At 47.5% G+C, this 25,602-nt stretch carries 11 protein-coding genes and 4 pseudogenes; 10 read left to right on the top strand and 5 right to left on the bottom strand.

What is annotated here, in order from left to right:
* Positions 1 to 8 precede the first annotated feature (8 nt).
* From NQ230_RS07055 to NQ230_RS07020, 8 genes and pseudogenes are all read left to right on the top strand, one after another.
* Positions 9 to 163 (top strand): annotated as a pseudogene (locus NQ230_RS07055) (IS3 family transposase); the annotation flags it as partial.
* A gap of 526 nt (positions 164 to 689) precedes the next feature.
* On the top strand, positions 690 to 3,962 hold the full coding sequence (locus tag NQ230_RS07050) for an inverse autotransporter beta domain-containing protein (RefSeq protein WP_257260587.1): 3,273 nt from the start codon (positions 690 to 692) through the stop codon (positions 3,960 to 3,962).
* A gap of 41 nt (positions 3,963 to 4,003) precedes the next feature.
* Positions 4,004 to 4,141: pseudogene (locus tag NQ230_RS07045) on the top strand (NAD(P)H-dependent oxidoreductase); the annotation flags it as partial.
* Between the two features lie 2,574 nt (positions 4,142 to 6,715).
* Positions 6,716 to 7,000: a DUF2622 domain-containing protein gene (locus tag NQ230_RS07040; protein WP_257260586.1), complete on the top strand. Its 285-nt coding sequence runs from the start codon at positions 6,716 to 6,718 to the stop codon at positions 6,998 to 7,000.
* A gap of 552 nt (positions 7,001 to 7,552) precedes the next feature.
* On the top strand, positions 7,553 to 7,831 hold the full coding sequence (locus tag NQ230_RS07035) for a YdgH/BhsA/McbA family protein (protein ID WP_257260585.1): 279 nt from the start codon (positions 7,553 to 7,555) through the stop codon (positions 7,829 to 7,831).
* Positions 7,832 to 8,324: 493 nt separating this feature from the next.
* Positions 8,325 to 9,438 (top strand): annotated as a pseudogene (locus NQ230_RS07030) (integrase core domain-containing protein).
* Positions 9,439 to 9,705: 267 nt separating this feature from the next.
* Positions 9,706 to 9,993 (top strand): hypothetical protein, encoded by a 288-nt coding sequence (locus NQ230_RS07025; protein ID WP_257260584.1) that lies wholly within the window; start codon positions 9,706 to 9,708, stop codon positions 9,991 to 9,993.
* A gap of 550 nt (positions 9,994 to 10,543) precedes the next feature.
* Positions 10,544 to 11,446, top strand: coding sequence for a DMT family transporter (locus NQ230_RS07020; RefSeq protein WP_257260583.1), 903 nt, complete (start codon positions 10,544 to 10,546; stop codon positions 11,444 to 11,446).
* Between the two features lie 1,201 nt (positions 11,447 to 12,647).
* On the opposite strand, the gene NQ230_RS07010 is transcribed toward NQ230_RS07020, so the two are convergent.
* The 3 genes from NQ230_RS07010 to NQ230_RS07000 all read right to left on the bottom strand — a co-directional run bounded on the left by NQ230_RS07010 (position 12,648) and on the right by NQ230_RS07000 (position 19,323).
* Positions 12,648 to 13,580, bottom strand: coding sequence for a LysR family transcriptional regulator (locus NQ230_RS07010; RefSeq protein WP_257260582.1), 933 nt, complete (start codon positions 13,578 to 13,580; stop codon positions 12,648 to 12,650).
* 194 nt (positions 13,581 to 13,774) lie between these two features.
* A complete protein-coding gene (locus NQ230_RS07005) occupies positions 13,775 to 14,698 on the bottom strand; it encodes a LysR family transcriptional regulator (RefSeq protein WP_257260581.1) in 924 nt (307 codons plus the stop codon).
* A gap of 1,058 nt (positions 14,699 to 15,756) precedes the next feature.
* Positions 15,757 to 19,323: an invasin domain 3-containing protein gene (locus NQ230_RS07000; RefSeq protein WP_257260580.1), complete on the bottom strand. Its 3,567-nt coding sequence runs from the start codon at positions 19,321 to 19,323 to the stop codon at positions 15,757 to 15,759.
* Between the two features lie 1,106 nt (positions 19,324 to 20,429).
* On the opposite strand from NQ230_RS07000, the gene NQ230_RS06995 reads away from it, so the two are divergent.
* Positions 20,430 to 21,956, top strand: coding sequence for an EAL domain-containing protein (locus NQ230_RS06995; RefSeq protein ID WP_257260579.1), 1,527 nt, complete (start codon positions 20,430 to 20,432; stop codon positions 21,954 to 21,956).
* A 254-nt stretch (positions 21,957 to 22,210) separates the two neighbouring features.
* Here the strand turns inward: NQ230_RS06995 and NQ230_RS22950 are convergent, their stop codons facing one another.
* Complete coding sequence (locus tag NQ230_RS22950) at positions 22,211 to 22,291, bottom strand: hypothetical protein (protein ID WP_371745451.1); 81 nt, start codon at positions 22,289 to 22,291, stop codon at positions 22,211 to 22,213.
* A 700-nt stretch (positions 22,292 to 22,991) separates the two neighbouring features.
* Here NQ230_RS22950 and NQ230_RS22945 point away from each other — a divergent pair.
* Positions 22,992 to 23,319 (top strand): annotated as a pseudogene (locus NQ230_RS22945) (hypothetical protein); the annotation flags it as partial.
* Positions 23,320 to 24,908: 1,589 nt separating this feature from the next.
* On the opposite strand, the gene NQ230_RS06985 reads toward NQ230_RS22945, so the two are convergent.
* Complete coding sequence (locus NQ230_RS06985; protein ID WP_257261324.1) at positions 24,909 to 25,592, bottom strand: fimbrial chaperone; 684 nt, start codon at positions 25,590 to 25,592, stop codon at positions 24,909 to 24,911.
* Positions 25,593 to 25,602: the final 10 nt, after the last annotated feature.

Genomic DNA, 25,602 nt, shown 5'->3' with positions numbered 1-25,602 from the left:
TCATGGTATGTGACCGCCGTTTGCGCACGTTGAATGTCGTTGATGACTTTAACCGGGAGGTGTCGGCGAAGAAATCGGTCCGAATTTGCCAGCTCAGCGAGCGGTCCGTGTACTCGGTAGGATCGTTGCAAACCGTAGCTATCTGGCCATGCTTCGTATGGATACGCTTATAGGGCGGGATCGCCTACCGGAGTGGGGGCAGTCCGCCTGTCAAATGACTGTCCAACTGTCGTGAAGCACTTCTGAAGTGAGGGCATGTATTTATATGTTTATATATTAATATATAAACAGAAAACATATCATTAATATCCCCCCTCATATAAAATCCGCTTAATGATTATGTTTATTTAACTTATACGGATTAGGGGTTGTCTGTTGTATTCCAGGGTAATGCCCTGTGCGTTTCGTGTAAATCAAAAAAACAATTAATTAATGCTCCCCTTAAGCACTAAGCTTATTTTTTTGATTTTCGTACACCTTATTTTACTCCCCTTCCCCACGACTCAGGTAATTTTCCCTTCAGGTAATATGTCATGCAAAAAAACACACTAGCTCCCGGGCTCTTTCTTCGGCGCACGGCCTGGTTTTGTCTGTTCGCACAGTTATTTTCGGTATCCGCGCCCGTTGTCGCCTCAGTGACTTCAATGGGAGCGGATGCGTCGTCGACTGCACAGAAACAGTGGCTGGAGATGCAACTTTCTGCTCCTTCACGTTCCTATATATTGACTGATGGCGAGACGACAGTGCTGGTCGCTGAACGTCTGGGGCTGACTGTGGAACAACTGCGTAAATACAACCAGTTCCGTACCTTCAGTAAACCATTTGAACGCCTGAGTGCCGGGGATGAAATTGATATTCCTGCACCACGCCCGGCTAACGGGAAGGGAACCCCTCCCCCGCCGGAGACGAAGACCGAAGATGAGATGGACGCCAGGCGAGCTGGCGGACTCAGTCGTGCTATTGGCCTGCTGCAGAATGAGAACAAAACAGCCGCAGTAGCCGGCGCGGCACGCCAGGCTGTGACGGGGACAGCGAATGATGCTGTACAGCAGTGGCTGGGACAGTTCGGTACCGTGGAGGCCCAGCTGAGCCTGAACGAGGATTTCTCACTGGAAAACAGCAGCATTGACTGGCTGGTGCCGTTGTATGAGACCCCGGATAATGTGCTGTTCACTCAGATTGGTGCGCGTAACCGTGATGACCGTAATACCGTTAACCTGGGGCTGGGGATGCGCTGGTTCAACGGAGAGTGGATGTACGGGACGAACGGCTTTTATGACGAAGACCTGACCGGGAATAACCGCCGGGTCAGCATGGGAGCTGAGCTGTGGCGGGATTATTTGCAGCTCTCTGCCAATGGCTACTTCGGTCTGACGGGCTGGCACCAGTCGCGGGACTTTGATGATTATGACGAGCGTCCGGCTGACGGGTTTGATATCCGACTGAATGGCTGGCTGCCGGCGCTGCCGCAGCTGGGCGGCAAAGTGATTTATGAGCAGTATTTTGGTGATGAGGTGGCACTGTTTGGTAAAGATGAGCGCCAGAAGAATGCATATGCCGTCACGACCGGAATTAACTGGACGCCGTTTCCGCTGATGACGCTGGGCATTGACCAGCGGACGGGAAAAGGTCAGATGAGTGAGACCAGTGTCAACCTTCAGCTGACCTGGAGGCCGGACAAGTCATGGCAGTCTCAGATACATCCTGACGGCGCAGGGGAAATGCGTAAGCTGAGTGAAAACCGCCACAGCATTGTGGATCGCAATAACAACATTGTTCTGGAGTACCGCAAGCAGGAGCTTATCAGTATGAAGATGAGCCAGGAGAGCATCCGCGGTGAGCCGGGCTCAGTACACAACGTTGCGGTTCTGGTGAACAGTAAGTATCCGACAGAGTCAGTGACCTGGGATAATGCAGCGTTTCTGGCGGCAGGCGGGGAATTTCGTACACTCAGCGACACTCGCTTCTCCCTGACTCTGCCTGAATATCAGGCGGAATCCCGTGTGGCAGCCCGGACACAGGCGGTATCGCCGGCATCCAACATCTATCACCTGAAAGCGGTTGCTGAAGACAAACAGGGCAACCGGAGTGATGCTCAGACCCTGGTGGTTGAAGTACTTCCGCCGTCAGCGGGATTCCAGGGAGAGATGCAGGTGGAGAATGATAATGCACCGGCCGATGGTGTGACACCGGTAACGGTGACTTCGTCGCTGATGGACGGTAACAGTAAGCCGCTTCCGGATCAGACGGTTCGCATGGACGTCACGTTGTCGGATGGCAGCAAACAGACGAAAGACGTTGTCACGGATAAGCAGGGATATGCCCGTCTGGACATTACGTCTGTGGTTCCGGGCGCAGCCACGGTGAGCGCGACGTTCAAAGGGCAGAGTCAGCAGACGGGCATAACCTTCGCGGCATGGGAATTTGCGGAAAACCGCTCATCCCTGCTGCTGTCTCCGGCAGTGATCCGGGCGGACGGCCAGGACAGCAGCCAGCTTGTGCTGAAGGCCACTGACGCTCAGGGCCGGCCGATGAGCGGGCTGAAAAATGTCAGTTTTGAGGTAAGTGGTGTGGAAAATACCACGTTGTCAGCAGTGAACGAGAGCGTTCCGGGGACGTATACCGCCTCGCTGACCGGTACAGTGGCCGGACAGGGAACTGTAGAGCCGGTGATTAATGACGTGCATGCCACGTCGCTGCGCCGGGCGATTACCCTGACTGCTGCGGCAAACATGCCGGATGCTGCACAGTCTGCAATGACAGCCTCGCCAGCCACGATTGTGGCGAACGGTATGGCGACCTCGCTGGTGACCCTGAGCCTGAAAGATGGCAGCGGTAACCCACAGCCGGGCATGCGTGTATCCCTGACCAGCAGCCTGGCGGGCACTACCTTAAGTAGCGTGGCGGATAACCAGGACGGGACCTACACGGCGGCGCTGAGGGGGACGACTGCGGGGGCGGCAAACATCACCGCGAACGTGAACGGCAGCGCCCTGGCGGTTACACCGGTGGTGGTCACCATGACGGGAAATCCTGCTACGGCACAGATTACCGGTGGCAATCTGATGGTGGTGACCAATAATGTCGTGAACGACGGCACGGCAACCAACAGCGTGAAGGCAACGGTGACGGACGCGTTCGGTAACTCGCTGGCCGGTGAGGCCGTGAGCTTCAGCGCGGATAACGGTGCGACCATGGCAGCCACCGGTACCACCGGAGCGGATGGCACGGTCACGATGAGCCTGACCAGTAGAACGGCCGGGACCAGTAACGTGGTGGCGAGCATTAACGGCAGCACTCAGAATGTGAATACTATTTTTACGATGGGTGCAGCTATCACGATGCCAGGTAATGTGGTCGTTAATGGTCATAATTTTGCCCTGAACAGCGGTTTCCCGAGCACAGGGTTTGCTCAGGCAACATTCAGGGTGCAGCCAGCCTCAACCACATCTACAGGTAATACGGGTAACGCGGATGATTATATCTGGAGCGATGATCAGGAATGGGTGAGCGTGGATGGCAGTGGTAATGTGACGTTTACTGAATCGGCGACAAGCAGCTCGAAAACGGTCACGGTCACGGCGACGCCGAAATCGGGTATTGCAGGGATGCCCTATGCGTATACATTCACTGTTGGGAAGTGGTTTTCTGATGCTGGCTCTACAAATCGTACTTGGCCCGATACAGATAATTACTGTATTTCTCAAGGAAGTAGCATACCCTCGCGAGAGGAGATGTCATCTGGTTTAGATACAAGACAACTAGGTTCTTTGTGGGGAGAGTGGGGAGATGTCACCGCTTATTCTGGAAGTGAATTTAGAGCAGGTAGTTACTGGAGTAATTATGCCAATACCTCTACGACACATATTACAATCAGGTTAACTGATGGTTATATTTATACTAGTGGGGGGCACCAGTATGATTCTTCTTTCAACCCTGGTGTATGTAAAAAGAACATTTGATAGTTACATGATTTTTAGGGTTCCATCGCATTAACGGCCCCCTTCCCGATGCTAAGATTTGTCGTCTGGACTGGCTATATCCGGACGACAAATTCAATATCGCTGCGGAGCAGGAAAGCCTGTTCTGGGCCGATGTGATTGTCTGGCAGTTCCCTTTTTCCTGGTATGGGCTGCCAGGATTTAGATGGACCTTTACGTTGACAAAGTGGTATGAAACAAACGGACAAATGGACCTAGTGGCTGATGCTGTGGCTTTCTGCGCGTCTAAAGGGCTTACACTGGCTGGTTCACGTGCGGAGCTTAGTAAGAGCCAAAACAAATACGCTTTTTCTACTTCAGCCGGTGGGGCATGCGATGGGCAGCGGCAACTTGCAAGCACCAGAAAGCAACTGGCAGCTATACCTTTATCTATATGCTCTTTTTCAAGGTGTCTTCTTCAAAAAGAGCGATTGCCTTATGACACATCAGGCAGAAGGCCTTTTTTTATGAACTTTCAGTAATTAACTCCATTCCACCACTATTTCAGACTCCAGCGGCATATCCCTTATAGCAGAAAGGCGTACAATCTCATAATGCGCACTCATGGAACCACAGCGAGGAGACAGGACCGGTCGATTACTTAATTTCATCTTAACATCTCCTCACTCTGCGGTGTGCATATAGATTAATTAACCCAAGATACATAATGAAAAATGAAATGATTTAAATTCAGGAGCAACTCTCAATTCCTGACATAGTTTTCCTTGTATACCTATAAGTGCCATCCGTTTACAGGTCTGTTCAGAAAGCACTGTTACCCACGACATGAATAAAAGCATTCTGTATTTAGGGTTAGGAACCGAGAGCAAATGATGACATAATTAACCATCACTTAACATTTGTGAGATTTTTATGGACTTCAACTACATGGATTTAATTTTATTATTTTGCTTTTTTATCTTTATAGTTCTTGCATCGATCACAAAAATAATGAACGACGCTATCGCTAATCATGAACGCGATAATGATTAGCGATAGGGGATGCTTAACAGAATATATCCATCCTACTCAGCCCATTTAAAATCGGTTAATTAGGAAACACCATGTGCTTCCCTATACATTTTACCTGATCTTTCACCGGGGATTTTTCTAAATATCAATGACGCTTAGTTACTTAGCTCTTGTGACACTCGGCTCCCTCCTGTTTATTTGGATGAGCCTGATTTTCGATAACGGTGATGCAATCACCTACCTGGAGAGAATTTTACTGATACTGGATTGCGATTAGTATACTCATGTTTCCCCGAGATCCAGAACCCTGCATTATTCTGAGCACAGCTCCTGCCTGCCCTCCTCCCGCATACCACTCAGCACCATGACGTCTGCAATTTTAACGAAGACTGATATCAAACTCGTGTTCTGATGAAGCATTTGATGCTGAGTAAGAACAGCCCCCTCGAAGTAGAGGATGCATATGTCAGATAATTACGGCATGCACGCCCGGAAGTTTCAGTCAGAAGTTCTGCAAGCCGGGGCATACAAAAGACAGACCCGAATCACACACTCTCTTATACGCCCCCCTAACTTCTTCAGTTATTTCATGATAAATACCACGCTTATTTCTGTCGTCGCTGGGTGGATATTTATGGAAAAGCCATACGAACAGAAGGCAGGCCTGCTTTCTGACTGGACAACCAACTTCTCATCATCCAGAATTCCCGCCACATCTTGCGAAATCGGCCGGCCGCCGGAGTCTATTTGCCTGAACAATCAGTCATACACGCTGCCGCCACAATCACTACCAGCAGTTGCACCAATACTTGTTATTCCTGCGATATTATTATGATTTAATTAGAATTATGATGGGCACATTAGTTAATGTGCGTAGTCTTACACTAGGTTAGCAAGCCTGCTTCTTAATCTTACATCCCGTCACTGCCTTGCCAACCACCAGTACGCGGGTATTGTCCATTTCAGGCGCAGAAGTGATTTGTACGCCAACGTAACGCTACAAGCGCAGCCAGTCAGCATACCTAACCACTCCATAACCACTCCAGACTAAGCATTAGCGTTTTCATCTCACATCCCTTTGCAGGTCTGGCATTAGCACGGACTGGTATCGATGCAAACTGAGCCATGTGGGCTGGTAAGCGCCACTATACTGTCCGGCTGAACCTCAGCATTAATGAGGCTCTGGTCGTTCTTGTCCGCGGAGCGCGTGATTGAGAGCGCAGAAGAGGTATAGAGCACAGTGGGGCCCGCCAGCAGATTTGCAAGCAGGAGTTTTATATTCATTGGATTTTATACCTAAAATAAAAAAGCCGCGCAGATGTAGGTGCAATAAAAAACCGGCACGGGGCCGGTATAAAGTTTTACATATAATTACTTCAGGTCTCATGTTAGCACCTGAAAGACACAGGAACGCTTTGGGACGATAATACCCGTGCCAGACTGGCGCTAACATGAGACTCGAAAAAAAAAGCCCACAATAAAAATACCTAAGCATATATTGCGGGCCACCCCCCCGACAACAGGTTAAATAACATTCATTTTCAGCACAGGCATGTAGGATAAAATCCCCGTCAAAGACGATAACCATAATTATCACACAACACCATTGATTGATTGGAATATAATTATTCCGTTCCACAAAGGGATTTCCGAGAAGGTATACGCCTGTTTTGCACTCCCTGCCAGACGGTCAGAACTACCTGCTTTTCACAGACGAAGAAAAATGGTAAATTTTTAATTCCACAATCTCAAAGGGATTTAGAATGAAAATTTATACAGTACGCGTAGAGCTTAACGATCCGGCATCGGGAGATTACGACGACTTGCATAAAAAAATGATGACAGCCGGTTTTTCAAAGACCATCGAAAGCAGCGAAGGTATCGTTTATCACTTACCTGATGCGGAATATGAGTTCAAATCTGAAACAGAAACCATTAGGACTGTGCTCGATAAAGCCTATCAAGTTGCGACGGGTATCAAATCCGGCTCCAGGGTTTTAGTAACAGAGTCCGCAGGCCGCATGTGGAAAGGACTTAAAAAGGTTTAATCCATACACACATCAGGGGCGCTATTGACGCGCTCCATGTTTATAAACGCGACTATCTCCATCTCTCCGGCCTTTTCGTGATCCAGCAAATTTGCATTACCCCCCTACTCACCTATAATTTTGCCAATGTGGTTCACGCTGCCGTTTTTGCAGCATCAGTGTGTGTTTTGAACAATATGCTTTATCTCCAGATAACGAGAAAATCAGTATTCGCAGGCATAAAGGTGCGCTAGAAAGCGTCTGGCAGCGCATTACCCCGTTTGATATCGTTAAATCACCAGAAATAACAACCCTCAGGTAGCGATATGCTGATTGATGATATTTCTCTTAATCGCAGTTTATTGTGTAGCTCACATGAATGCCTCCTGAGCACTATTGGTATGTTTTGTGATTTTAAGCACTTTGTGAGCCTTGTAATCACACAGCATTCAGAAATCTGTATTACAAAAATGATAACATCGGGCGTTAGCTCACAAATTTTATCTGGATAAAGTTTTCCCATCTGATATCCTCAGTATTAGCTTTACCCACTAACTTGTATAAGGATTACTCATGAAAAAAATACTTCCCTTGCTAATTATGTCTGGCGGACTGTTTTCATTTAACGTCCTTGCTTCGCAAATGATTACTCAAGAAGAAGCAAACCATTATAAATTAGAAAAGATTGGTGAAATATCCGTTGACACTGCAGGTAAGCAATTTTCAATGCCATCCGATCTACAAAGCGAAGTAGCAAAAGAAGTCGATAAAAAGGGCGGAAAATACTATGTGATTTCATCCGTTCAGGAACAAGAGGGGGGGCTCTCTGGCACCGTGGTTGTCTATAAATAACTAACATCCTGACAACAACAAAATCTTTTAAAAATGAGCGACTATATCTCCTTTGTCGCTCTTTTAACTCATCTTAAATCATTACTTTATTCACAGAAGGAGTTAATACCCCTATTACGTATAACCACTGATGAAAAAGGAAAGTTTCTTCATACTTCAAGTCTTTTATAATACATATTTTATATCCCGTTGCGTAATCCCCCCTCCCCACTCGTCTTTACTGTTATAAGTGATTGCGATCATAATATGATATCGCTGTTATTTCCTATCACATTGCAAAGATTTTTGTCATGATTAGCCCTTAATTCTTTTCTACTGCCGCAATGACATGGGTGCGGACTGGCTCTAGATTAGCACCATAGTTCGCCAGACACTTCGCCTCTCTTAGAGTAAAAGGTAGTTTTGGCACTCTATTTAACCCCGTCAGAATAACAAGATGGTTATAGCTTTATCTGGACCCGAGCGCCGTTGACACCATACGGCGAAGGAAAAAATAGTCACTATGCAGCTGACGATGGAACCCCGAAAGAACGTATTTCATGTCTTTCGCTTGCATGGCATCATTGTTAATCAGCTCTTTAAATGGCACAGGCAGTAAAAAGGCGGTTACCTGACTGCAGGGGCTTGAGATGCAAGCGGCGTAATCGTCTCCGAACTTGCTGCGGCTAATAAATATATCCGCAAGTTCCGGCGCCTTTTGGCAAAAAGATTATGGAAGCCGAGCTCCTCAAAGAGGCGGTGGAGTCCGGTCGGAAAAAAGAGATTGCACATGCGCCCTTATTGCCCAGGGATAGCGACTGAACTATGTCAGCTGCTGCCTCCAGGTCTCGCGTGTGCCACTACATGCTTGGTAGGATGGTCGCCGGAAACGTCTGACTGATGATAGTAGAGTGCTTGAAATGATCCACGGCGGCATCGGTGAACTGCCAACCTATGGCTACCTCTATTTCTGGGCGTTAACCGCGCCGACAGTCTGAAACACTAGAGCTGGCGATCGTCAATGCCAAGCGGATTTACCGGAGCATGTGTCAGCCTGTGTTGTTGTTGGGACGAATACTCCGAGGGCAGCTATCTACCCGGGCCTATACTGGCAAAGTGGCGCTTGCCGACAGCAAAAAATGTTGGTGCCCAGATGGCTTCAAGTTCCTCTGTGATAAGAGAGAGAAATTCCTCGTGACTTTTGCCCTAGACTGCTGCGTTCATGAAGCGTTGCACTGGGAAGTTGGCAAAGACGGCTTCAACAGCGATACAGTGCAGGACACGATGCTGGTTGTGGTTGAACGAAGCTTCGGTCAACCACAACCTACTCATCCTTTTGAGTGACAGCCAGAGAACGCCTCACTTTACAGAAATCGACAAACCAGGCGGTTCGCCTGATTGCGGGACCGGAGCCCAAAAGAACGGCAGTTCGCTGCCCGGAGAGCAACGGCATCGCAGAGAGCTTCGTGAAGACGATGAACCGCGGCTATACCAGCGTGGTCACAGGCCCGATGCATATACAGCAATGCAGAATCTGTCGATGGTGCTCGAACATTTTAACGAATGGCATCCGCACAGTCTTTAGTAACCGTTCACCGCGGGGATATCTGTGGTGTCGGCAAATCTAAAATAAGACAGACAATAAGTCTGGAGTTATAGAAAAAAAAGACCGGGAATGTGATTTAACATTTAAAATCCGCAACGACGAGATGTATTACAGTCACGAATATCTTATCGATAGTAACTATGACATTTACCAATTATACAATAAGAGCCGTTATATCTATTTAGGGTGTTATTTATGAATAATCTTATTCCAATAAAAAGATTGAATTCTAAAGGCAGATTATTACACTTCAAACTCCGCTATGTGAAACATAACTTTTGGATTAAATGTGATTTATTTTAAATTCTTTATTATACTATTAATTACTGCACCAGCATTAGCTCAGGCATCACATCAAATTCCTGAAGGGAAAATAATTGCTGAAGCAAGAATTGCTCTTTACACTTTGGAGCGGCCATCCTCTGCACAATCGGTTTCGGTACAAAAACTGGCCGATAAGATATGTAATGCGCTAGGGGTAGAATCTAAACATTGCTACTACACACTGGCGGCAAGCCCCATAAATGGCGGTGATCAGTACCTAGATATGAGTGTTTATTCAAAGACATCATTTTGATGATGTCAGAAAATAAAAAGAACTTCAATTATAAATTTAACACCGGGGATTTGAAGCATATAATTTACTTAAGCTTACATGGTTAACCCACAATAAAATATCATTACTAATATCATACAAACACAAACTTAACGCCATGATAATAATGATTTTCCACATGCCAGAAGGGGGTTGCATTGCGGTTAGCTTAGTTTTTTTCAGTTGCATGGTGCCCTCTATAAAAGAGTGACTGCATTCTTTATGCATCACCTTATATACTGCACTTGAAACCCCTGGTCAGAAAAAAACTTATAAATATAAGTGATATATGGCATGAAGAAACCAACTGATTGTACATATTGAAATGCTGATTGCAATTAATTTGCAGGAGTTTTGATTTCAGTAACAACGGATATTTGGCAACATCAGATTAGCCATACAAAAAAAATTATGTGAATGCAGGTATCGCCATTTTGGTAACATTTAGGTTAACCCCCCGCACTCTTGTGATAATGAACAGTCCTCATAGTAGTTGAGAGGCTGAATAGCGGAAATTGAAAGGCAAAAAATCATGCATAAAAATATGGTTGCTATCTTATTATTTATTGTGGTGTCACTGACATGGGGAACTACCTGGTTGGCCATGCAGATTGCAGTCAAATCAATCTCACCTGTATTGGCAACAGGACTGCGCTTTCTGTGCGCAGCCCCAGTATTGTTGTGTATTGCTGGTATAACAAAAATGCCACTATTGTTTCCACCGGGGGAGCGTGTTTTTCAGTGCATGGTTGTTTTGTTTTATTTTTCCCTGCCGTTTACGTTAATGATTTATGGTGAGCAATTCGTTAGCTCTGCGTTGGCAGCAATTATTTTTGCGACCATGCCCGCAGCAGTGTTAGTTGCATCCGTAATCCTGCTACGCCAGCGAACCAATTTACTGCAACTTACAGGCCTGCTTATGGCGTTACTTTCATTGTGTGGGATTTTATTATTTGAAAGTAATGGAGACGTTGAAGGTCATACTGAAGGTGTTATTGCACTTATGCTTGCAGTGGTGATGCATGCGATTATTTATACTCAATGCAAAAAACGGTGCTCAACTCTTTCTGTGATAACTTTTAATGCCTTGCCCTGCCTGTTTGCTGGATTGCTCCTTTCGGTTGCTGGGATTATGCTTGAGAATGACAGCATTGATGGTTTTTCACCTGCATCTTTGGGAGCTGTTATGTATTTAGGTATAGTGGCAGGGGTCTGTGGAATATTAAGCTATTTTGCACTACAAAAAAAGGCGGGTGTATTTCAAGCATCTCTAGTGTTTTTGGTTTTCCCTATTATAGCTATCTGCCTGGAGAGTGGAATTAATGGATACATGATTTCACTTCACTCTATTTATCTTTTTTTCCCGTTAGGTATAGGGCTCTTACTCGTATTATTGTTCCCTGCTACAATACCTTACAAAACGCCTAAAAAATGAATGTTTTATCTATACTAAATAGCTTCACCAAATAGCAGGTCATTGAAAGTTACCTAAGCCCTGAATGTGTGAACTGAACAGTCGTCAAACATCACAAATCACCAACTGGAATGAGCGATTTCGATCATAGTAGCAATTTTTGATGAAGAATGATAATCGATGCGCAAAGAGTCCCAACAAATCCACGATAAAAAGCATGCGCGGCAAACATCATGCTGATACTATATCAGAGAACGACCGTGACCGCGGTTGTTTAATTACATTTTATCACCCACTCTTCCGTTGGTCGATGGATTAACGGGTTTAGGATGTCAGATGTTGCAGGATTGAAATCGTTACCTGTCAAACGAGCCCATCTCTGTCCTTTTGAATATATCTGTACTGGTAAAACATGGTTCCGGCGATTTTAGCTACCAGCGCTCTCGCTGGAGTACAGAATTTATATCAATATAAAACCAATGAGATAACCGGCTGCCAGTTACATGCAGGGTCCCGTTCACCGCGAGCTGCCGTCTTCAAGGGCTTATATGGCGAAGGAATGAGCCAACTCTGCGTATCCGTGATGCGTATAAGGATGTAAACATGGCAGCAATCCACAAAGCACCAGAAGAATAAAGCACAGTACATTCGGTACTTTGTGAAGATGAGGCTGATATCTTAATTCCAAAACTGGCGCTAAACGACAGCCAAGCGGGCTACAACAAACGCATGATGACACCGGGTCAGAACGAAAAATAACATCTGGTCAGAGCATGTACAGCGGAACAGGCAAAGTCACTTACATATCCTCAGTGCTGTTAATCAGCCTGCTGAAGCGGCATAAAACGACGTGCCGACGAGCGAAAATCTTCATGCTGAACGAGGGTAACGATATTACCCGCAAAACTGTGGAACAGAGCGCTGGCTGAAGGAGGACCCAAAGCTGAGGATCATTACCAACAGGTTTACTCGCTTTATGTGAAACATGTGGAACGGCTATTGCTTGAACTTCGCAAACCAATAAGGCGCAATCATCAATGTCGCACAATGAAGCAACTGTTGAAAAAGCCAGCCATTTTATGTAAACCATCAATCAGTTCCTTAGAGGCGAACACGGTCTGGCAAAAAACTAAGTGGTATAAGACACAGCTATTTAGAGAAATATATCTACATTAAACGAATATAAGGTCATTCCTTATGACATAATTTCTCCCCCTACCCATCATTTTAAATTAGTAATATACAAAGAGATCTCATGTAATAAAAAATCTATTGTATCGCGCATACGTATTGGCTGGTGCTCTTTTCTTCGATATGTTAAATATGGATTTATAACACATTCGAACCCTTCAGGTAACCTAGGTTTAATAACACTTCCTGGGCTTATCAAAACATCAGGAAAAAAAAGATATCCCATACCATTTTCACACAACTCTCGCGCAGAAAAAACGTTATCTGCCATAACACTTCCAGTCACAGTTATATCCACAACCTCTTTCAAATCATTATTTGTTATGACAAAATCATTTAAATGTTTTCCATTTGATGCAGAATGAATTAAGATAAACTTCTTTTCACTAAGTTCGGATGGATGATGGAAAACATTATTGAAATAAAATAAATCATTAGCATACACATTGAGCTTAACTGGAAGGAGCTTCCGTGAAACAAGGGTGTCTTGCTTTGGAGGTAAATAAGAAAATAAAATATCACAATCATCGGGCATCCTGACGGCACCATTGATAAAATCTCCAGATGAAGGGTGATGTGTTTTTAACGATATATACAAATCCGGATATGTATTACATAGTTTTGGAATTATATATTTCGCTAAAAAATGTTGCATTGCTGTCGGGGAATATATTGCCACAACCCCAGCATTAGAGTTTTTAAAACAATCTACAAATGAAGACATTGTTCGGAGAGAAGAATAATGTTGCTCTATATAAGGAAAAATTGCCGCACCAAAGCGAGACAAGCTAACAGGCCTGGTATCCCTGTCAAAAACTGGCATCCCCAATTTATTTTCAAGAGCTATAATAATTTTACTTATATTCCCCTGCGAAATACGAAGATTTTCCGATGTTTGTGTGAAACTCCCCGACTTAACGATATCCAGGAATACAATTATTTCGATTTCTTTCAACGCTCGCATCAAGGTCACCGACTTGTAGTTAAACTACTTTTAAATTAGCACACACATGGGGTTAAGTAAATATTTAGGGATCCCTCTGGGAAACGGAAAAACATCCTATATAAGCCTGTACCAATATCAATAAGAGACCTGTTGAGTACATTCAGCCTCCAGGGTGGCATCGAAAAAGTCAGACGAGGAAAAAACATCAAGATTTAATACTCCAGGGATGCCAAGGTATCCCGCAGCGTGCTGACAACATTTTTAATTCTCTGCATGTTTTTATCCTGACGACGATAGATAATATAAATAGGTAAAAATACCCCATGATTTTCATCCAATCGTGCCTTCAGGAGATCATCCTCCCTGACCTGTAAGTGTGAGTAAAGCAGATATCCCATCCCCTGACGACAGGCCTCCGCAGCAATATAGCCATTATCAAAATGAAGACTCCCTGAAACCGTTATCCTATCAGTTTCACCCGTCTGTATATTTTTGATGTCCAGAATATTTTCATCCTGAGTTTGCCCCAGCGAATTCATGAGAATAAACGGATGCTCTGCCAGTTGACGGAAAGACGAAAAAGGGTGATCGCGATAAAACGCGTCCGTCGAATAAATATTCAACCTTAGAACACAAGCCTTTATCGCGATGAGGTTTTTATTTGAAGGTTGAGTATAAGATACCATAACATCAGCATTTTCGGGTAACAGGCTTCCCTTAAAATAATCGTACTCCAACTGGTTTGCCGTCAGCATTGTAATATTGAGCCCAGGAGCGCCGGATAGCATATCTGGCAGAAAATGGCGGACAAGCCAGGCTTGTATGCCGACGGAGCAGGCCATGCGAATGCGACCAACGGAAGCATTCTGCCAAGAGTCGACAAAGGTATTCATTCCACTTTGCGAATCAAGCATTTTTTCGATATATGGCATGAGTCCTTTTCCAAATTCAGTCAACGAAATTGGTCGGCTGTCACGGTTAAAAATTTGGGTCCCCAGACTCGCTTCGACAGAGGCAATCAGGCTGCTTAAATTGGATTGCGCGATATGGAATTTTCTTGCGGTTTCACTGAAATTTTTTGTTTTTGCTAAATCCGCAATAAGGTGAAAATGTTTATGACTGATATATGTGTTCATGATACTCTCCGGCTTGCATCGTTATTATTGTAGGCGATATCACCGCCTCATGATAGCTTTTTGCACCATCAAACAGGGTTTCCGGAGAATACAAATAGCGTGTACTTTAAGTTGGATTGAACGACTGACAGACCAGCCCAGAGCCCCGCCGGATGCCGTAGCAGCATCCCGATCCCCCTAGATGGATTGAGATATCTGGCCTTCACCATCGGACCTGCGGTTAGCAGTTCCAGGGGCAGACCAAACCGGAGGCCGACACCTGCTACGTTGCCATGCTCTATATTGCTATTGTTCGTACCTTCGATCAGAACAGAAAATCCTGCCCCCATAGGTTGGTCCGTGCTGTCGCTGAAAAAGATAAATGATTTATCCACACTCATACTAGCACTGACTACATGCGACGATATTGAATTTAAACAATGGCTAAGGTATAAGGCTGCCTGCAATATCTTTAAAGGGTGCTTCCTGTAATAACGTCTTATCATCCCTGAGAGGACAGGTTTTCATACTGGAGTAAGTGTGACGCCTGCGAGTGTAACGTATACTTGGTCGGCATCAACGCATGACTCAGGAGCCGGCTGCATCAGCCTCTCCGATCCACGGCTAGCATTAAGGCTGCTTCCGTGCTCCGCATTTTTACATTCTGAACGCCTGACGCATCAGGACGTAGCCATAGCCTAGCATGTACCTCATCAGAGCGCCGTGGATTAGGATGAAACGGGTGTCCGGACCTTCTTGTTCAGCGGAAGCGTCGATTCAAGCTGATACGTGAATGCCAAGAAGGCAATTCTGTTATTAAGGCGCTTTACTTTTTTATATAATATCTTCACGTTACCGGACAATATCGTCAGATACGCAAACAACGACTGTTGATTTCATCAAGAGAAGATCCCCTCCCGATTAAATGCCACCATGTTTTCCCGCGCACTCAGCGCCAACTTTTCACGTTTATACACTCCCTTACCCTCATATCACTCATATACATTCTTAAAAAGCCCGAGCCGCTTAAAGGCGGCTGGGAAGATCAAAAATCAAATTTAAATATTAAAAATTCAAGTTTAAAGCCCTTTCGAACAAGCAACGAACTGGCCGACCGTCAAAGTGTTATACTGGACGCGGCCAAAGCTATTCAGGTTTACACCGTACCGACCAGAGCCTGACACCTCGGATGCCCAATAATTGTTGCCAATCCATGGTTTAGGATACACAGACATGTTGCCCCATTCAGACCACAACTGGCCTGTTGCTGAGCGTGTTCCATTGCTGTTAAGTGACGGTGCATTTGTCATTTGCTTGTACGACGGTGTGGCATATCCACCCGGCTGAGCAGCGCAGAAGGCATCAGCTTCAGCGGCAGTTAATTTGATTGAACCATTGTTAATAAACCAAGTATTCAACCGGAAGGTGTAGCTGAGTGGAGAACCACCTGTTTTCGGCGTCGCCAAAATAGTCACCTCATTCGATGTGCCTGTTCCGCTAAATGAGACTTTCCCGGAACTGTCAACTCCTACCCACGATGCTCCCTTAACACTCCAGTCGTAGCTACTGTTATTAGTCGCATTGCCACTCACTGCAATCTGGAATTCCGCGCCGACAAAGCCATTACGAGGGAAGCCGTCGTTTACACCGAAAGTGGCACCGTTAACCAGTATTGTTGTCGAACCAGGCATTGGAACAGGCGCATCCGCCGTCAGCGTCACCGATGCCGGGCTCACGCCGAAGGCATTCCCCCCCACCGTCGCCGTCACGCTGGTTACGCCCGCCGCCGTACCGGTCAGATTCGCCGTGTAGGTCCCGTTACCGTTGTCCGTCACATCACCCGTCGTGCTCCCCGTCAGGCTGCTGTTAAAGCTCACTGTCTGGCCACTTACCGCATTACCGTTCGTGTCCTTCAGGGTCAGGGTGATAACCGAGGCGCTGCTCCCGTCCGCCGTGATGGTGGCCGGGGCCGCCGCCAGCGTCGACAGGGTGGTGCTCAGGTTATTCGCATCCGCCGTCAGCGTCACCGATGCCGGGCTCACGCCGAAGGCATTCCCCCCCACCGTCGCCGTCACGCTGGTTACGCCCGCCGCCGTACCGGTCAGATTCGCCGTGTAGGTCCCGTTACCGTTGTCCGTCACATCACCCGTCGTGCTCCCCGTCAGGCTGCTGTTAAAGCTCACTGTCTGGCCACTTACCGCATTACCGTTCGTGTCCTTCAGGGTCAGGGTGATAACCGAGGCGCTGCTCCCGTCCGCCGTGATGGTGGCCGGGGCCGCCGCCAGCGTCGACAGGGTGGTGCTCAGGTTATTCGCATCCGCCGTCAGCGTCACCGATGCCGGGCTCACGCCGAAGGCATTCCCCCCCACCGTCGCCGTCACGCTGGTTACGCCCGCCGCCGTACCGGTCAGATTCGCCGTGTAGGTCCCGTTACCGTTGTCCGTCACATCACCCGTCGTGCTCCCCGTCAGGCTGCTGTTAAAGCTCACTGTCTGGCCACTTACCGCATTACCGTTCGTGTCCTTCAGGGTCAGGGTGATAACCGAGGCGCTGCTCCCGTCCGCCGTGATGGTGGCCGGGGCCGCCGCCAGCGTCGACAGGGTGGTGCTCAGGTTATTCGCATCCGCCGTCAGCGTCACCGATGCCGGGCTCACGCCGAAGGCATTCCCCCCCACCGTCGCCGTCACGCTGGTTACGCCCGCCGCCGTACCGGTCAGATTCGCCGTGTAGGTCCCGTTACCGTTGTCCGTCACATCACCCGTCGTGCTCCCCGTCAGGCTGCTGTTAAAGCTCACTGTCTGGCCACTTACCGCATTACCGTTCGTGTCCTTCAGGGTCAGGGTGATAACCGAGGCGCTGCTCCCGTCCGCCGTGATGGTGGCCGGGGCCGCCGCCAGCGTCGACAGGGTGGTGCTCAGGTTATTCGCATCCGCCGTCAGCGTCACCGATGCCGGGCTCACGCCGAAGGCATTCCCCCCCACCGTCGCCGTCACGCTGGTTACGCCCGCCGCCGTACCGGTCAGATTCGCCGTGTAGGTCCCGTTACCGTTGTCCGTCACATCACCCGTCGTGCTCCCCGTCAGGCTGCTGTTAAAGCTCACTGTCTGGCCACTTACCGCATTACCGTTCGTGTCCTTCAGGGTCAGGGTGATAACCGAGGCGCTGCTCCCGTCCGCCGTGATGGTGGCCGGGGCCGCCGCCAGGCTGGAGTTCACTACGCTGACACCACCGCCCGTGACGGTAATGACGCTCTCGCTCCTCGGAGAGGTATTCCCTTTCACATCCTTCGCTACAGCACTCACTATGTACGTGTTGACTCCGCCCGGTTTGTAGGGCGGGTAGGTGAAGTTCAGCACCCGGCCGTTGGTTACGGGCGGCGAAGCCGTTCCGCCTGCCTCAACCAGGGCCGCTGGATCCCACTCCACCGTAGCAGGCAGGTATTTGCCCGTCACCTGTGCAGTGACGGCATCCGCCGTCCCGGACACGCCGGCCCGGTCATTCAGACCGAGCCGGATAAGCATCTGCTTCTGGTAATCCAGCACGATGTTGCTGTTACGCTCCACAAAGCTCTGACGCGAGCCTGACAGTGTGCGCATGGCTGCTACCAGTCTCTGGTCAAAGTGGCTGTTCAGGGATTCCCCCGTACGTACATTCAGGCTCAGCGTCACCCGGCTGTCGTTTGTGCTACCTTTCCCCATCCGGTGCTCGGCTCCCCAGGTCAGCAAAGGGAAAGGTGTGTGCGTCACCCCCACCGTCATGGCGTATGGATCTTTCTGACGGTTGTCCTTACCAAATAGCGCCACCTCATTGCCGTAGTACTGCTCGTACATCAGCCTGCCGCCGATCTGCGGATACGCAGGCAGCCAGCCTTCGGCACGCACGTCGAAGCCGTTCGCCGGGCGCTCGTTGTAGTCGGCAAAATCGCGGGACTGATGCCAGTCTGTCAGACGGAAGTAGGTGTTAGCCGAGAATTTAATGTGGTCTCGAAAAGCTTCTCCCCCCACCCCGATTCGCTGGTTATGACCGGTCCAGTCAAGGTCATAAAAGACATTCAGCCCCAGCAGCCAGATATTAACATCACGGCGGGCGCCCAGGCCCAGATTCAGCGTGTTACGGCTTTCCTTGTTGCGCGCACCCAACTGGGTGAATAGCAGCCAGTCATCACGGTCATAGAGGGGGAGTAGGAAATCCAGTGAACTGCCATCCAGGCTCCCCCTGTCATCCACGCTAGCCTGCACGCGCGCAGTGCCGAACCGGTTCATCCAGTTCTGCACTTCCTGATTCACTGCGCCCGTGGCCATTTCCCGGGCCAGTGAAGAAGCCTGGCGGGTGGAATCGTCCGCCGAAAGGATATTGCCAAGTTGCTGTGCTGCTGTTGTCGTCTGCAAATACTCCTGATCCGGCTTCCCTGCACCAGCAGCTACATTATTCGCAGCGGGCACGTCAACCTCATCACCGGCACTCAGCTGTGCAAAAGATTTGCTGAAGGTGCGAAACTGATTGAATTCCTGTAACTGCTCCAGAGTCAGGCTGAACTTTTTCGCTACACTCTCTGGAGTCTCGCCCGTCTTCAGGGTATACGTGACCGCCGGCTGCCCCATCAGTCCGCCGGGAGCTGTCTGCAGGGTAGCGAAAGATGCAGCCATGACCACAGGACTAACCACGGAGGCGGAGAGAGTAAATAACTTCAGAGCAAGGCAGAGGCGGGCAATGCGCTTAAGGGGAAGCACGCTCATAAAGGCAGGCGTGGCAGAAACACAACAGTGACCAATGGGAGCCCCTGAATTCTGCGGCGAGTAAATATTACTTTTCACGACAATGTAATTCCTGACATGCGCAATGCAAACAACAACACACAATGATCAGTCAAGCAGAAATAATCATTTCTGCCCGCCCCCTTTTCACCATGACACAACTAGCGCGTCATATTAAAAACCTTACCCAAAAGAAATCTTAATTCCCGGTCGTTATATTGCACGTATAAATACAAAACATAACACACAAAACTAATGCACATCTTTCACTCAGCCCACCCCTGAAGATTTTTATTTTTTAACCAATCCCTTTATCAACTCATTCAATGCGCAGCACATCCACAACAAAAAAAACAATTCATTAAAAAAAACATAATCAACGAGAGAAATAAACCCCGGAATAAATGAAAATCCAGAGCACCGGATAACCTTCAGCTCAACAGTGATGCTTCAATACGATGGCACAGTTGCTGCAGTAGCCAAGAAAGGCGCCGGTACAGTATTTTTTCTGCTCGGATTCAGCTCCAGCAGGTGACCTTCCCGGGTGAACAGGGCCTCTGAATACTGATGCCGAAGGCGTACCAGCTGAGAGTTGATGGCGGCAGATGAGCACTTCAAAAATGAGAATGCTACCGCTCACGCGTCCACCACGGCGATAAAGGTACCACTGTTTTCACATCTTCATTCTTGTAAAATATATAAGCATCTCGGGTAATCGCCTTTATCTACACGCAGACGTGACAAAACAAAGCACCGGCCCTCACATTTGCCAACAAAATCATAAACAATTAAAACATTCACAACAAGAATAAATACTCATTCATACAGATAGTAATATATGAAAACACATATACCAATGAGTTTAGGTGAGGTATATATCTTGCGTGGGGAAAAAATTTCATCATCGACAGTTTTACCTATCCCCTTTAGCATGGTGATTGTATTCTGTTAATATACAAATATTCTGTCCTTTTGCACTGCTCACGACTGGAACGTTAATGGATAAATACAAAAACCTGTTGATCACGATTATCGTATTTTTAGTTTTAACGGGGATGGGAAGTACCTTTATCCTCTGGTTTGTTTCTGACAGCCTAGAAGATGAGATGCAGGCAAGACTCGGGCGAGCACTTTACAGAATGGATGGTGCAGTCAGCCATGCAAATCTTGCGGCACAAAAATCCGATGATCTGGCAGGTAAACCCTGCTCGGAGGAACTTGTGCTTTCGTTACGACGCATTGTCACTACCCTCCCGGATGTTAGAACGATTAACCTTGTCACCGGGAATAGCATATACTGCACATCCCTCTATGGCCCCACGAACTATCATTTGAGTGACCAGAAATATTTTCGCGGTAATTTACAACTGCTATCAGGAAATCAGGTTACACCTTCCAGATCTCTCCTCGTATACAGAGTTAACAAAAACAGCCTGAGTATTCTAGTAGGCATTGACGGATATTATCTTGAGAACGCCCTAGCTTTATTAAGCATCCCCACCCCCCTCTATCTGAAAATTGGCGATGTGTGGATGGGAGAAGATGGACAACTGCATCGTACTAACCCTGGCTGGACTAACAGGACCCGAGTAGCAACATCACAGATGTATGGCATACAGGTTTTCACTTCCCGGCCTTCCCTTCTGGACAGGGAAGTTATCTGGAATTACGCTCGTGGGGGACCATTGATTGTTTTTATTTTGTCATTCATCCTTTCGGCATTCCTTTATAGACTCCTGAACAGACACTCTACGCCAGTTGCCTTACTGACCAGCGCGATAAATCAGGGGGAATTTGAACCCTGGTTACAACATATCGTAGACAGCAACACGCTAAATATAGTTGGGTGTGAGGCTCTGGTTCGCTGGAACCACCCGACAATGGGGATAATCCCACCAGATCAGTTTATTCCCCTTGCAGAAACAAGTGGGCTAATCACCAGAATCACTGAGCAGGTTTCAGACCAGGTGTCTGATTTCATTAAAAATAACAAGAATGTTTTACCAGAACCTTTCTATTGCCACATAAATGTCAGCGCCTCTGATTTTCGTAACCATGATATCAACGCTATGTGTCTCCGATTTATCAAGAAGGTTAACAATCCTAGTATTGTTTTAGTTCTTGAAATAACAGAACGGGATCATATTGATGATGATCCCGTAACCATTGGAATTTGCCATCAACTACAGCAAGCCGGTGTGATTATTGCTATTGATGATTTCGGAACTGGTAACGCGAACCTGGCATACCTGAAGCGCTTTTCAGCAGGGATTGTAAAAATTGACAAAATTTTCATCACAGGCATTGAAAAAGATGCCTTCTCGGTTCATATCGTAAAAAATCTCATACAGCTATCAACACTGCTCGGGTTTAAGACGATAGCAGAAGGCGTGGAAACGGAAAAACAAGCTAAACAACTTTCAGCCCTGGGCGTGACGTATATACAAGGATATTTATTTGGTCGTCCATTGCCACTGAGCGAGTATAGGAAATCTCTTGCTGATGCAAAAAAAAGCATGCATTAGAAAGGAAAAACAAGGTAGTGCTGCAGGTGTGGCGTCGAAGGTGAGACTCTGCATACGCCTGCGTGACGATCCTGTCCTGTCTTACCACAGCCATCCATCCTGAAGAACCGACATGACATCCTTACTAACATGCAACCCTGCTTAAATTTTATGCCGCACCATGGCCATATATGCTGATAGTACCATCAATTCTTTTCAACGATATCTGAAACAAAACCTGACTGGTGGAGTTGCTCCTGCTAAAACGGACACGACTAATTAACTGCTAACACGGCATCGCGCAGGGGCCTCATGTTCAAGCCTTTGTGTGGATGCTGGTTATTATAATCTTCCATCCATTCTGCCAGATGTCCATCACTGATACTGCATCCTGCAGGTCATTTACGTAGACGTAATCCCGTTTGAACATCTTCACGAACGAATCTGCCATGCCATTACTTTCCGGGCTACATACTGGCGTGGTACACACTTTGAGCCTCAGTGAACTGGCGAACGTGCGTGTGGCATCTGCTATATAACAACAGCCGTTAGCGGTCACTCATTCAACTGGAGGTGGGACCATCAGCGTGTTAACGAACAGCTTCTTCAGACTTTATGTCAGCAGATCATGCACCACCGCACTGCTGAGGCCCCTATGGTGGCACTCCAGCTCAGCAGGTAACCTCCCGATAACAACAGTCTAGGCTGAATACCACTCGTACCACTTCCCGGTTTCAGCCGTGTATTTCAAAGCCGTCAGAGCACCATCAGGTATCCGGTTTCAGCATGATCACATTACCAGTATGGTTACGATGCTTTTTCTCCTGACCCGATTTGCCAGCAACTGATTTTTGAGTTTCATGATCCGGTATACCCGCTTTGGATTTACCCGGCGACTGTCTTCCTTTAGCTTACGATTAAGATATGGCGAAGCGCGTCCTCCAGCGCTGACCTGCTTTCCATTTATAATGCGATCATATTTTTTTTAGCACCTTAACAGCGAGTTTAGGAGCGCTGTTTTGGCTGACCAGTACAATGGCAAGTTATGGGGTGACCCTTGAGACAGAACAACGGGCTCTTACTCACCCTATTTACTCGGTCCTTACCAGCATGCCTGGAATCGGCGTCAGGACCGCAGCCAGAATTATCACAGAGGGTCGCCTGACGCACCTTCGCCACGCGAAGGGAGGCTATCTCCAGATTACTACGCACGTAAAATAAGCCAAGGAAAGCTACACGCTCAGGCACTTATCGCCCAGGCAAGATGGCCCTATGACGTTTTTATGCCATTATGCATGACGGAACATTTTATATAAACTCCTGCACATATGTTGCTTTAATACAGCATCTGCTGAGGCTAGATTCTACGGCAATTCGACATTAAGGGTTATCCGCTGCTCGCCGGTACCTGTTCGTAGCCCCGTAGCAGACACCTGCAGTTGCACGTTCCCGTTGTAGCTCCGCATTTCACCAAACGGTATATTGGTTCCAGCCATGTCAGCTATTTTGATGGTGGCGACGTCCTCGTTCATATTTGTGTCCAGTAATGCCTGCATCGACCATGTTCCAACTGATGCTCCATCTGCAGTGGGGCTCACACTTAGAGTTTGTGTCTGGGTCTGGCCGGGTGATGTTATTAACGATAATTCAGAGGGATTGATGTTCACCACAAAGTTTATAGGGTCGCGTGTACATGTCAGTGTATATTTTAAGACATGCTGTGTCGTTTTGACCATTTCTTCAACGCCGTTAGTGATTGTAGTAGTGTATTGTCGTGGTAACGATCCTGTTGCTGTAGCTGTGCAGCAGTTTAAATCCGTGCTTGACCCGCTTGCACTTACCGGATAACCCTCTGAATTAAATACGATCTTACTGTCTGCCCGGTCCCAAACAGTGGAAGGAAAACTGAAACCGGCTTTAGTTTTGCTTAGCGTTACTGTTTGTCTCCAGTTCCACGAATCATTTGTGAATAAACACCCTAGGTCATCCGGGGATCCACTGGTCGTTATACCATGATTTGATCCGTCCCAGGCGTATGCCGCGGATTGCCAACAATCAGGTCCTGGTCCTTTAACGCTTGCAGAATTCGTTGTTAATTCAACCCACGGGCGCCCCGTCAGCGTGCTGGTAAGTTGAGGTACGGTTATGTTAGCGGTTAAGCCATTTTCCCATGTCAGACTTGGGGCAAATGGGCGGATCTGCAGATTATCGTAGTTGGACTGAGCGGTCGTTCCCACCGGGCCAGGTGTTCCTTTCAGCGGATTCGAAAGTGTCGGTTCGGTGCCCGTTGAGTTATTACTTAGCACGCAATTCATAGGATAGCAGGCTGCTTGAAAAGACACGGCCAGGCAAGCTAGCGCAAAGGATCTCATATTAATTTTTCTCGCTGCTTATAGGAAGATGTAGTGCCCTACATGGCAGGGCAGAATTTTAAAACTGACGTTGTTTTAGGGGTATGTCACACTGACACGCACCACGGCTGATGTTATTCCTCTAGGAGTGTCCGCTGCTATCTGGGTGTAGGGTATGAGAGTACACTGACGATCTGTGCTCCCTCTACAGAACTGACTGTCCATGTTCGAACTTCCGTTAGGGTCCATCACTACAGAATTACCGTCTACTGTTTTCAGCCACAACTGCGCTGCTGTTCCACTGCTGTCGGCAGGAGCGATCATATTAATACGGTCGACATAGCCGGCTGTCGGGAAACCCTGCACAATTTCTGCGTAGAGCGCTGAAGTTACGCCTGAACCAGACCCACAGCGTATGTCGATAAACAAAGGGGCGTAGCTACGTATCCCCTGTAACATTCCCCCCAGTGATACTGTCTCGGGCATCGTGAGGGTGCATGATGGTTGCGTGACCGTAATATTCAGGGTAACGGTAGCAGACGCTGTGGCTAAAGGTGTTGCCTGTACGGTTGAATTCCCGATCAGGGATAGCAGATAAATAAATAGCCGAGGCAGTATTCGGCTAGTTAACCTCATATTCCTGCTCCCCGCCCCAGTCATTTATAGCCACAATCGCTAACTTATCGTTTTTCTTCAGCCCTGTATCTGCTTCACTGAAGGGGGCCAGCATCGCCAACCCCCGTTGCTGTGCTCTAGGTATTTCGATATTTTTTCCGTTTACTTTCAACTTTGTCACTGCAAAATAATACGGCGTTGTATTTTTTAGCCACACACGTCCGTCCCTGTGTATCGCAGTGAGTTTTTTTTCGGCCTCTTTTCGGCCTTTAAGTAGCGCCTTCGGACGGTAAATCAGCTTCACCTGCGTGTTCATTGCAATCGCGATCATACTGCCGTCCGTTTGCTTCGATTTAGGCGGTATTTCCTGTAGATTAATCAGGAATATTGATTCCCTATCAAGCGGCAGAGCCGGATTAGCATTAATCAAACGCAAAACCTGTTTTCTGCCCGCTTCCACTTTAAAAAATGGGGGGGATGGTACAAAATACACATTCGCATTGTTCTGAGAGACATTGTCTATCCACACCTGTCCGCCATAGGTTTCCTTTGTGCTGTTATTTACTTCAAGGGAAATGCTGTTTTTTCCTTCTTCATAAATAAAACGAGTTCCATTCAAAGTGAAGGCTGCCATAGCTGATGTTGTAACCGCTGAACTCATCAGAGTCATCATTATTAGGGAGCCCTGCATAATTTTGTAT

It is taken from the genome of Enterobacter asburiae (genome assembly GCF_024599655.1).
GTDB lineage: Bacteria > Pseudomonadota > Gammaproteobacteria > Enterobacterales > Enterobacteriaceae > Enterobacter > Enterobacter asburiae_D.
Note: the sequence above shows the minus strand (reverse complement) of the source record. Positions and strands in the feature narration are given on the sequence as shown.